Origin of the sequence: Neptunicella sp. (assembly GCF_048268085.1) — a bacterium.
Taxonomy (GTDB): domain Bacteria; phylum Pseudomonadota; class Gammaproteobacteria; order Enterobacterales; family Alteromonadaceae; genus Neptunicella.
Window position 1 is genome coordinate 180,432 of record NZ_JBLWWF010000002.1, and the last position, 12,003, is coordinate 192,434.

The window sequence follows — 12,003 nt, forward strand, 5'->3', positions numbered from 1 at the left end:
AATCAAACAGTTGATCTAAATAATTTTTACGCGAAGGACAATTACTATGTTGAGTTTACTGGGACTGGTCGGTGGATTAGTTCTACTGATTTGGTTAACCATTCGTGGCATGAATCTGTTTATTGCTGCGCCGTTGTGTTCCCTGATTGTCGCTCTAACCAGCAATATTCCGGTTTTTATCGGTGACACTAATTTTGTTAGCACCTATATGGCCGGTTTTTCCGGTTTTATTGCTTCATGGTTTTTTATGTTTCTGCTCGGGTCATTGTTCGGCAAATTTATGGAAGATACCGGAGCGGCCGATTCGATTTCTCGCTGGATAGTTAATAAATTAGGCATGAAACACGCGGTTGCCGCAGTGGTGTTGGCCTGCGCGTTACTCACTTACGGTGGCGTCAGCGTGTTTGTGGTGGCCTTTTCGGTTTATCCCATGGCGTTAAGCTTGTTTAAAGATGCTAATTTACCCCGGCGATTCATTCCCGCTGCACTCGCCTTTGGTTCGGTCACCTTTACCATGACCTCAGCCGGTTCACCGGAAATCCAAAACTGGATCCCGATAAAGTATTTAGGAACCTCGCCTTTTGCCGGTTGGGAAGTCAGTTTAGTGGTAGCAATTTTTATGGCTAGCTTCGGCTATTGGTGGTTAAAAAGAATGATCAACAAAGCCATTGCCAATGGCGAAAAATTTGAACATCGCGCAGAAGATCCGGCCATTCCTGACCGAGACTATCCCCACCCATTAACCGGATTACTTCCCTTAATTGTGGTACTGATGCTGTCGTTTTTATTACATGACGACTTACAACAGCTGGCACTTATTGTGGCACTTGGTGGAGGCGTTCTTAGCTTACTGATAATCAATTTCAAATATTTCCATAATCTGAATAATGCCATTTCAGTAGGTACTACAGGAGCACTCGTCGCTATCGGCAATACTGCTGCTGTAGTGGGTTTTGGTACTATCGCCAAATCCACCGTCGCGTTTCAGCAAGCGGTCGAAGTGATGACGCAATTACCCGGTAACGAATTACTTGGGGCGGCAGTGGCAGTAAGTGTTATCGCGGGATTAACCGGTTCAGCATCCGGCGGTCAAGCCATTGCACTGCCGTTAATTGCGCCTCATTATCTTGATCAAGGCGTGAATCCGGAAGAATTGCATCGCATTGTATCTATTTCGTCCGGTGCACTGGATTCACTTCCCCACAATGGTTACGTGGTAACAACGATTCGCGCCATTTGCAATGAAACCCATCAACAGGCCTACTGGGCGGTGGGAGCATTAACCGTGGTGATCCCGTTAATTGGACTGGGAATGGCGGTTTTATTATTTAACTGGTTCTAAACAAGGGTGTCCTGATGCGTCATTATATTATTTTATTGGGGAAACTTGCCCTAATCTTATGTTGTTCCGTTCAACTTAGTTGGGCGCAAGAAACCTTACTGGTGCAGAAACAATCATTTGAAATGGAAAATTTCAGCACTTTTGGCGGTAAAACGATTAAACAAGTTAAGGTTGGCTGGGAAAGTTACGGTACGCTCAATCAAGATAAGTCCAATGTGATATTGGTGACACATTATTTTAGCGGCAATTCCCATGCCGCCGGAAAATATTCCCAGGATGATGCCAAACCCGGCTACTGGGATAGCATCATCGGCCCAGGAAAAACCATTGATACGAATCGGTATTTTGTGATCAGTGTCGATAGTCTGGTTAACCTCGGGGTTCATGATCCCCATGTGATTACCACGGGCCCGGCCAGCATTGATCCGGATACGGGAAACCCCTACGGATTAACCTTTCCGGTGGTCACCATTCGTGATTTTGTGAATGTGCAAAAGGCCGTGTTAACGAGTTTAGGAATTAGTAAGCTGCATGCGGTAATCGGCGCATCAATGGGTTCAATGCAAGCATTGGAATGGGCGACTGCTTACCCTGACTGGGTTGAACGAATGATTTCGGTCATTGGTGTGGGTCAGGCCGATGCCTGGACAACCTTAACGCTGGAACAATGGGCAACCCCAATACGCCTCGATCAGCACTGGAATAATGGCAATTACTATCAGCAACAGGCACCTCTTGATGGATTGACGGCCTCGCTGATGATGATTACCCAACAAGCCATGCACCCGGACTATATTAATGCACTTAACCCACAACATTGGCCATTGGAGCCTGCGCCACTTAATGATATTAACCAGTCCCACCAAGTGGTTAACTGGTTAAAAGGTGCCGCACAAGCACGAGCCAAAATCATGGATGCCAATCATTTACTGTATCTGGTGCGCGCTAACCAGCTGTTTGTTGCCGGACATCATGACAAGCTTCAACAGGCAATGAAACGAGTTAAAGCCAAATGTTTATTATTACCGTCAGATAACGATTTATTATTGATGCCTTATATGGCTAAAGAACTGCAACAAGCACTAATAGCAGCCGGAAAATCGGCCAAACTTGCAGAAATATCCGGTCCAATGGGACATCTCAACGGGGTGACCGGCATCAGTCAACAACGCGCCACTATCGCCGCTTTTTTAGCCGACAAGGATTAATTATGAAGTCCACTTTTATCTGTTTATCTATTTTTTTTGCTACATCATCATTTGCCACTGAGTTACCTAAATTGAATCTGGATGTGGAACAAATCACTTTATCCGGTCTATCTAGTGGAGCCTACATGGCGGGGCAGTATCACGTTGCCCATGCTGAACAAGTCAGTGGTGTAGGGCTGATTGCTGGCGGTCCATACTTTTGTGCCCAAGGCAGTATTTTTACCGCCCTTTCCCAATGTGTAAACAAACTCGAGCATCCCATATCGTTGGAGACTATCGAGCAAAAATTGGATGACTGGAGAGCCAAAAATCTGATTGCCCCCACTCAAGCCATGCAACATGATCATATCTGGATATTGCACGGCACAGAGGATAACAAAGTGCTAAGTGGTGTCAGTGACAAGCTTGTGCAGCAGTATCAAAACTGGGTTGGCAGTGACAGAGTTAACTATGTCAATGACAAACCTTTCGCGCATCTTTTCCCCACCATCAATCAAGGAACAGATTGTACTGAATCAGTTGCTCCTTTTATTGGTAAATGTGACTACGATGCCGCCTCTGAAATGCTCAATTATATTAGCCCGGCAGCTAAGAACCGTAGCGAAAAAGGTGAGTTATTCGAATTTAACCAACAACAATTGGGGGGCGAAGCGGCGGTTAGCTTGGCCGACACAGGTTATGTGTATGTACCACAACAATGCCAGCAAGGGCAAAGCTGTCAATTACATGTCAGCTTTCACGGTTGTAATCAAAATGCCGAAGCGGTGGGTAAAGACTATGCCACTCTAACCGGCATTAACCAGTGGGCACTCCAACACAATACGGTGGTGTTATATCCTCAAACTAAAAAAAGTACCTTATTACCATTAAATCCACAGGCTTGCTGGGATTGGTGGGGCTATACCGACGAACATTATGCCACTCGTCAAGGTCAACAGATTCAAGCGATTCACAATATGATAGAAGCACTCGCCGGAGGTCAATCATGAACCCATTAACCGTTCTTATTACCGGGGGCGCCAGCGGTATCGGCTTAGGTATTGGCGAGCACTTGGGAAAAGCGGGTCATCATATCGTGGTGGCCGATATTAATCTTCAAGCGGCTCAACAGGCTGTCGAATTGTTACAACAACACGACATTACAGCCACCGCTGTCGCGCTTGACGTCTCTGACGCAACACAGATTGCTGCCCTCCCCGCACAATTAGGTCAATTATCTATCGACGTATTGGTCAATAATGCCGGTATTCAACATGTTGCGCGCTTAGAAGACTTTCCCGCTGAGAAATGGCAGCAACTTATCAATATTATGCTGGTGGGGCCAGCGATGCTGACACAAGCCTTTTTACCCGGCATGAAACAACGTAATTTTGGTCGTATCATCAACGTAGGCTCGATCCATTCGTTGGTAGCATCACCGTTTAAATCAGCTTATGTGGCCGCCAAACATGGTTTACTGGGTTTTTCCAAAGTAGTCGCTTTAGAGACAGGCCAGCATGACATTACAATAAACACATTGTGCCCGTCTTACGTTAAAACCCCGCTGGTTGAACAGCAAATTACCGCTCAGGCCAAAGAAAATAACCTCAGTGAGGAAGATGTAGTCAATAAGATTATGCTCGAACCTATGCCTAAAAAAGCCTTTATTGGTATTGATGAATTGGCCGAAACAGCTGCATTTTTATTAACGAGTGGCGCCAAAAATATTACCGGACAGACTTTAGTGTTAGATGGGGGTTGGGTCGCCCGATAAATAAAATCATCAACAACAGACTTGCCATCGATTAATATTTATAAGATCCTAGCGACTACCACAACCGGATTGGTTGTGGGTGTAGTTTGTAATCAACAAGGATTGTTTATGTTAATCACGCTAAAAGCCCCCCAACCCAGTTTACGCAGCTTCCTCAGCTTTTTAGGCCTGTCATTGCTTGTCGCAATTCTGTTTATATTAACCGGGGCTTATGGAAGTTTACTGTCAATCCTGCTCACATCGGTGACTTCTGCCGGGGTGGCTTGGATGGTATGGGTGTTAATCAAGTCGTTCAAAATATCCCGCATCGGCTCCTCTCGTTTACGGTATATTTTATCGGGTGGTTTGTTTAGTCTGTTATTGCTGAGCAATATCCATCATCCCGTAATAGAACAATACTTTGTTAACTTGGCTGAGTTAATCGACGTGCCAGCGCGCATGCTACAAAATCCGCTGGCCTTTATTCTCGGTGCCCTGCTTGGCTTAATGATCTACTTATTTAATTCCCGCCTGAAATAACAATCAGGCAGAACGGATTAAGCCAATTCCCGTGTATCACCAATTCAAATCATCAGGTATTTCATAGTCAGCGTACCAGTCTTGCTCTTGCTCGGTAAGATTGGTTGACTCTTCAATACTATCAGAGCGATATACCACCAATGACTCATCACGCTGAGCAATTTTATCAGCTACTGGCATAGGTACCAGTTCATAGCCGCCCTGAAACTTAACAATCGCTAATCGCCCCTGACTGATATGTTTTTGGGTTTTAGCATCAACATACATATGTTTAACTTTAGTACCGTCAGTAAAGTTACAGGCGATGTCACCGCGTCCTTTAGGCTGTTTGTTTACGTCAATCAGTTGCTTGATTTGCGCCAAAATCGCTTTTTGCTCGGCTTTAGCCTTGGCTTGCTGATTTAACTCCTGATCTTTAAGCCTTTTTTGCTCTTTCTGCTGCGCGGCCAGTAATTTGGCTTCGTCAGTGAGTTCAATCTTGTGATGCTGCTGGGCTTTTTTTTGTTTATGCTTTTCTTTACTAATTTGGTTGGCCTTCTTTTTATCGGCCAACCCGGCTTTAAGCAATTGCTCTTGTAACGATGCCATAGTTATTTCTTTTTACCTTTACGTTTATCATCGGCTTTCCATTTACCACCTTCATACCAGGCAGACCAACCAGTTGCTTTACCGTTTTTGTCTTCCGACATCACATATTGCTGCTTGGTTTTACGACTAAAACGTACCAAGGTGGCATTACCATCGGGATCCTGCTGTGGGGCATCAGCTAAATAATAAAATTTGCTGGATAAGCGATCTCGGAATCGAGCCAGTTCTTCCACTAATGGTGCACGAGTTTCACGAGATTTAGGGAAGTTATGCGCAGCCAAGAAAATTCCTGAGGCGCCGTCACGCAATACAAAATGGGCATCGGATTTAACACATGCTAACTCTGGTAAATCAACCGGATCTTCTTTAGGTGGGGCAACATCACCATTTCTGAGTAACTTACGGGTATTCTTACATTCTTCATTAGTACAGCCGAAATATTTGCCAAAACGTCCGTTTTTAAGTTCCATATTCGAGCCACAACGATCACATTCAATTAACGGCCCGTCGTAACCTTTAATTTTAAAGGTGCCTTGCTCGATTTCAGTACCATGACAATCCGGCGTATTACCACAAACATGTAATTTGCGCTTTTCGTCAATTAGATAGTTATCCATCGCGGTTTCACAGATAGGACAACGATGTTTGGAACGAAGTATTTCCGTTTCCAGTTCTTCTTCATCATCCACTTTTACGGCTTCTTCACCGGGTACCAAATTCATTGTTTGGGTACAACGTTCTTTGGGTGGCAAGTTATATCCGGAACAACCAAGAAACACGCCAGTACTGGCGGTACGTAACATCATGTCCCGTGCACATTTGGGGCATTTTATCCCGGTAGGCACAGCCTGATTAGGCTGCATTCCGCCCTCTTCCGACGGTTTTTCGGCCTGTAACAAGCGGCTATAAAAATCTTTGTAAAATTCGTCCAGCACCTTTTTCCATTGCAGTTTACCTTCGGCAATTTCATCCAGATGCATTTCCATGTTGGCAGTAAAATCAAAACTTAATAAGTTATTGAAATTATTAACTAATCTATCATTAACTATCTCACCCATTTTTTCTGCATAGAAACGACGATTTTCAATTCGGACGTACCCCCGATCTTGAATCGTCGAAATGATACTGGCGTAGGTTGACGGACGACCAATACCACGTTTTTCCAACTCTTTTACCAATGACGCTTCATTAAAACGTGCGATAGGTTTAGTAAAGTGCTGTTTAGGATCAAGCTGCTGTAAATTCAGGATGTCACCTTCTTTGGCATCCGGTAACAACAAGTCTTCTTCGCCTTTTTTGCGCACTTGGGTTTGTACTTTAGTCCAACCGTCAAAGCGCAACACTCGGCCTTTGGCGGTTAATTCGAAATCGGCGGCCTGAACACGAATGGTACTGGCATCATATTGGGCTGGCGTCATTTGGCAGGCCACAAATTGGCGCCAAATCAATTCATATAAACGCTGCGCATCGCGTTCCATTTCAGTCAGTGAATCAGATTTAACAATCACATTGGATGGACGAATCGCTTCGTGGGCTTCCTGCGCGTTTTCCTTGCTGCCATACTTTAACGGGTTGGCTGGTAAGTAAGCATCACCAAAGTTTTTATTAATATATTCTCTGCACGTTTCTACCGCTTCGGTACTTAAATTGGTGGAGTCAGTACGCATGTAGGTTATATGACCCGCTTCGTACAAACGCTGCGCCATCATCATGGTTTTTTTCACCCCAAAACCTAAACGGGTACTGGCAGCCTGCTGTAATGTCGAGGTAATAAAAGGAGCGGAAGGCTTACTTTGAGTAGGTTTGGATTCACGGCTAACCACTTTATAAGATGCGTCCTTCAGCACATCCAAGGCTTTTTGTGTATCCGCTTTATTAGTGGGCTTAAAGGTTTGACCATTTTGCTTAGCCACCAACATGCGTAATGGCTGTGCTTTTTGAGTATTCAGATCGGCATGCACATCCCAAAATTCTTCTGGAACAAAAGCTTTAATTTCACGCTCACGTTCAACCACCAAACGCACCGCAACAGATTGCACCCGCCCCGCAGATAAACCCCGTGCGACTTTTTTCCATAATAAAGGTGAAACCATAAAGCCCACCACGCGATCAAGAAAACGCCGGGCTTGCTGTGCATCCACCCGATCCTGATTTAATTCACCAGGTGCGGAAAAGGCTTCCTGAATCGCTTTTTTGGTAATCTCGTTAAAGACTACGCGCTGATACTTTTTATCTTTGGTACCAATAATCTCGCGTAAATGCCAGGCAATCGCCTCTCCTTCTCTATCCAAATCCGTTGCGAGATAGATTGTGTCGGCATCTTTAGCCAGCTTCTTCAGTTCACTAACAACTTTTTCTTTACCATTAAGAATATCGTAATGGGCTTTCCAATTGTTTTGTGGATCAATTCCCATGCGATCAACCAGCTTTAAATACTCATATTGACGCAAGTACTCTTGCTGTTCTGACTCGGGAAGTAATTTAAGTTCTTTGGCCGGTTTTTTAGGAGCAACTTTACCTAATGAGCGAGTTGGAAGATCACGCACATGTCCAACACTGGATTTAACAATAAAATCTTTGCCTAGATATTTATTAATGGTTTTGGCCTTGGCCGGGGACTCGACAATTACCAGAGACTTTCCCATAAGAATTAGCTAATTCCTTGAATTTATTAAATTTATGATGAACACTTGGGCAATAAGCCTATTATATAAGGGTTCTGAACTTTTTTAGGTATATCGATAAATACACGAGAAAACAAGCAAATCTTTTTATGCAAAACAAATCGTTTAAAATTCAAACGACCTTTAAAAAACATGCAAATTAAACTTACCAACGTATAATGCGACGCATAACTATATCCCTTACAGCCCTTATATATTAAGGCTTTTGGCAATTAAAAGGAATAAATATGCAGCATTTTGAAGTTAACTTTGATGGTTTAGTTGGACCAACGCATAATTATGCAGGACTGTCATTTGGCAATGTGGCCTCACTGAGCAATGCGAATGGTTGCAGTAATCCCAAACAAGCGGCCAAACAGGGACTACAAAAAGCCAAAGCTCTTGCCGATATGGGAATGAAACAGGGCATATTAGCCCCTCAAGAGCGCCCTGACGTGCTCACATTACGCCGATTGGGCTTTTCAGGAACCGATGCTCAGGTTTTAGAAAAAGCGGCTAAACAAGCCCCACAGGTCTTCCTAGCCTGTTGTTCAGCGTCAAGTATGTGGACTGCCAATGCAGCCACGGTATCTCCCAGCGCAGATACCGTTGATGGAAAAGTGCATTTTACCCCGGCCAATTTAACCAATAAATTTCACCGCTCACTGGAGCCACAAATTACCGGGCGAATTTTACAGGCCACCTTTGATCACGAGAAATATTTTAACCACCATACTCATTTGCCGGATAACGAATTTTTTGGTGATGAAGGCGCGGCCAACCATACTCGATTATGCAGCAATTATGGTCATGCCGGTGTGGAAATATTTGCTTATGGTCGCCATGCCTTTGATGTCACTCAGCCTGCCCCCAAAAAATACCCGGCACGCCAAACGCTGGAGGCTTGCCAAGCCATTGCACGGTTACATGGTTTGTCTGATGAAGGGGTAGTCTATATTCAGCAAAATCCCGATGTAATTGATCAGGGCGTTTTTCACAACGACGTCATTTCAGTAGGCAATCAGAACGTCCTATTTTATCACGAACAGGCGTTTCGAAATACGCAACAGGCATTCGCGGAGATCCAACAAAAGTTTGGCGAGCAGCAAGTGCACTTTATTAAAGTCGATACTGAGCAAGTCTCAGTACAAGACGCGGTCAAATCCTACTTATTTAATACCCAAATCATTACCTTAGCCAACGGTGAAATGGCAATTATTGCTCCCGTTGAATGTCAGGAAAATGCAGCCGTATCAGCCTATTTGAGTCAACTTGTCACGCTTAACACACCGATTAAGCACGTATATTATTTTGATGTGAAACAAAGTATGCGCAATGGTGGTGGACCGGCTTGCTTGCGTTTGCGAGTGGCATTGAATGATCAGGAACTTGCCGCGGTTAACCCGAATACCTTGCTAAGCGACACCCAGTTTGAACGATTAAATAACTGGATAGACAAGCATTACCGCGATCAATTATTAGTTTCTGATCTACACGATCCACAACTATTAATTGAATCTCGCACTGCGCTAGACGAACTAACCCAAATTATGCAACTGGGTTCGGTGTATCCGTTTCAGCAAGATTAAACTTCTTTGCTATTGTTGCCATTTTTGTAAATAAAAAGCCCGGTCTATTGACCGGGCTTTGTTGTCTGGTTAACGATGTTAGCAATTAACACTAGTTGGTATCGGTACAACTTGTCCCTATACCAAAGGGGCTTGAAGGAGGTGGCGATGCATCATCAGTTAGATCACTAGCCGCCACCGACAACGTATATTTTTGGCTTTGTGCAGATTCGCTACCTGAAGATTGAGCTAGAGCTTTGACTGAAACGTCTGTCCATGCCCCAAATGCTTTCGGATAGCGAATTTCCATTGTTGCCTGTCCATTTTCATCCGTATTTGTAATACCACCTTTTAGTTGCGCTGTGCCAACAATCCCAGGGGTTAAAAAGGTATCGCCATTAGTATCTTCACCACTATCTAAAATACCGTTATCGTCAACATCTTCATTATCACAGGTTGCGGTAACAACAATTACCCAAATATCGTTGTCATCATCCCATACCCAATAGCCTTTTCTAAATACACCACCTTGATTATATTTTACAGGTCCCATAGAAACAGTAAGGTTGACATTTGGTGCAGGATTGCCGTCTGAGTCACTGACAAAAACGGCAAACTCTTTTAGGTAACTAGAACTATCTGCAGACTCAATTAAACGACCAGTACCAATCGATATATCAAAAGGTCTATCTGCCACAGTTAATGTAGTAAAATCGGTAACTGCAGGAGTGTCACTAACAGTGGCATACACTCGAATCAATTCATTACTGGATACCGCATTGGAAGTAAATACGGTGCTAGCTAAACCATTACTGTCAGTTAGCACACTAGTATTAGTAATCGTTCCCCCACTGACATCTTCAACTTTAAAATCAACAAACTTACCTTTTACCAGATTATCATTCGCATCACGAACCACCGCAGTTATGGTACTGGTTTGTTCATTAGGACCAATAGAATCGGGCGTAGCATCGACTATTATACTGGCCGCGTTAACTGCCACAAATTCAAACTGTGTTCTGGCGCTTACCGCATTACCATCAGCATCAACTCCATCTGCAGAGATGGAAGTAACACCAGCATTATCCGCTTGCACGGTAACGCTCGCTTGCCCCATTGCATTAGTCACCACACTTTGTGGCACACTCACGTCACCACGAGAAGACTTAAATGTAACCGTACCACCGGCATAAGCCACATTTCCTTTTTTCCATGTAACGGTTAATGTAGTTGGCGTACCCAGCGGAACATCTGCTGTCGGTGAAGTTGTAAAAGTAAAGTCATCTTCCTGTACATCCATGTCAAAACGACCGGTCGCATTTAATGCAGTGGCGGTAATAACATCTTCACCAGCAGTGGTGGCTTTATACTCCACTTCAACTGAACCATCATTATGAGTGATTGGAGTTAAATTACTTAATTCACCTAACTGAGCAGATAAAGTAACGGGCTGGTTTTTAATTCCCACCCCATCAGAGTCCACAATTTTAATGGTTAGTGGAGCCGTATCCCCTAAAATAACAGAGCTGGCGCCACCAATTTGAATTTCAGTACCGATAATATCAATATCAATAGTTTTCGATAGGTTAGTCGTCCCACCCGTTGCAACCTTGACTGTAACTGTGCGGTTTTCAGGTTTATTTGTTGTCGATAGCATGGCTCTTGCAATACCGTATTCTGATGTAAGACTTTGAACGTCAGTCAAAGTCGCATCATTAGAAACCGAAAACGATACTTCTACGTCTTTCATCACCACATTATTGGCATTTTTTACCAATGCAGTTAGCTCGATTTTATCTTTCCCACTTGAGGCTAACTGTAATGTACTGGCATATAAATCCAAATAAACAGGCTGCGTTGTTTGCTGTGTTGTACCTACTGAATTGAACCCTAGTTGCACACTGTAGGTATCTATGGAGGCAATTACATAGCCCGCTCCACTTTTATCACCGACAACTAAGTCAATCGATGCAACGCCGTTGGAACCCACTGCTACTCGGCCATTTTCAACTCCAAAGGTCGCCAAGCTGTCATCGTCGAAACTGAAAGAGACCACTTTACCTTCAGTAGATGAGCCATCAGAACTAGTGACGGTAGCATTAACAGTTAAAGGTGTATCTGTACTAAGCTGATTACTGACTTCACCAGTAACCGTATCTACAATACTCAAACTAATTGTATAAGTGACATCTGGTGTTGAGCCACCACCGCCATTATTTCCGCCATTATCATCCCTACTCAATGACCCACCTCCGCTGCCGCAAGCGGCTAATAACGCTATAAGTGGTATCAATATCAGGTTTTTTAACACTACCTTCATTTTACTTCCTGCCTGTTAAATTAACGAATTGGTTACCCTACT

At 43.9% G+C, this 12,003-nt stretch carries 9 protein-coding genes; 6 read left to right on the plus strand and 3 right to left on the minus strand.

Annotated elements, in window-relative coordinates:
• The first annotated feature begins 46 nt into the window (after window positions 1-46).
• From ACTD55_RS02185 to ACTD55_RS02205, 5 genes are all read left to right on the plus strand, one after another.
• Window positions 47-1,342: a GntP family permease gene (locus ACTD55_RS02185; RefSeq protein WP_438862661.1), complete on the plus strand. Its 1,296-nt coding sequence runs from the start codon at window positions 47-49 to the stop codon at window positions 1,340-1,342.
• 14 nt (window positions 1,343-1,356) lie between these two features.
• Window positions 1,357-2,550, plus strand: coding sequence for an E22 family MetX-like putative esterase (locus tag ACTD55_RS02190; protein ID WP_438862662.1), 1,194 nt, complete (start codon window positions 1,357-1,359; stop codon window positions 2,548-2,550).
• 2 nt (window positions 2,551-2,552) lie between these two features.
• The gene (locus ACTD55_RS02195; RefSeq protein WP_438862663.1) at window positions 2,553-3,539 is read left to right on the plus strand and encodes an extracellular catalytic domain type 2 short-chain-length polyhydroxyalkanoate depolymerase; all 987 of its coding nucleotides are present in this window, start codon (window positions 2,553-2,555) and stop codon (window positions 3,537-3,539) included.
• Window positions 3,536-4,303: a 3-hydroxybutyrate dehydrogenase gene (locus ACTD55_RS02200; RefSeq protein WP_438862664.1), complete on the plus strand. Its 768-nt coding sequence runs from the start codon at window positions 3,536-3,538 to the stop codon at window positions 4,301-4,303. The genes ACTD55_RS02195 and ACTD55_RS02200 overlap by 4 nt, the downstream gene beginning before the upstream one ends.
• Window positions 4,304-4,411: 108 nt before the next feature.
• Entirely contained in the window at window positions 4,412-4,822 is a 411-nt protein-coding gene (locus ACTD55_RS02205; RefSeq protein ID WP_438862665.1) for a hypothetical protein, read from the plus strand.
• 36 nt (window positions 4,823-4,858) lie between these two features.
• Here ACTD55_RS02205 and ACTD55_RS02210 read toward each other — a convergent pair whose 3' ends face one another.
• Window positions 4,859-5,410 (minus strand): DUF2058 domain-containing protein, encoded by a 552-nt coding sequence (locus ACTD55_RS02210; RefSeq protein WP_438862666.1) that lies wholly within the window; start codon window positions 5,408-5,410, stop codon window positions 4,859-4,861.
• A gap of 2 nt (window positions 5,411-5,412) precedes the next feature.
• Window positions 5,413-8,055 (minus strand): type I DNA topoisomerase, encoded by a 2,643-nt coding sequence (topA, locus tag ACTD55_RS02215; protein WP_438862667.1) that lies wholly within the window; start codon window positions 8,053-8,055, stop codon window positions 5,413-5,415.
• A 266-nt stretch (window positions 8,056-8,321) separates the two neighbouring features.
• Here topA and astB point away from each other — a divergent pair, with 266 nt between their 5' ends.
• Window positions 8,322-9,662, plus strand: a complete 1,341-nt coding sequence (astB, locus tag ACTD55_RS02220; protein WP_438862668.1) for an N-succinylarginine dihydrolase — start codon at window positions 8,322-8,324, stop codon at window positions 9,660-9,662.
• Window positions 9,663-9,753: 91 nt separating this feature from the next.
• Here astB and ACTD55_RS02225 read toward each other — a convergent pair whose 3' ends face one another.
• Window positions 9,754-11,961: an Ig-like domain-containing protein gene (locus tag ACTD55_RS02225; protein WP_438862669.1), complete on the minus strand. Its 2,208-nt coding sequence runs from the start codon at window positions 11,959-11,961 to the stop codon at window positions 9,754-9,756.
• Between the last annotated feature and the right edge of the window lie 42 nt (window positions 11,962-12,003).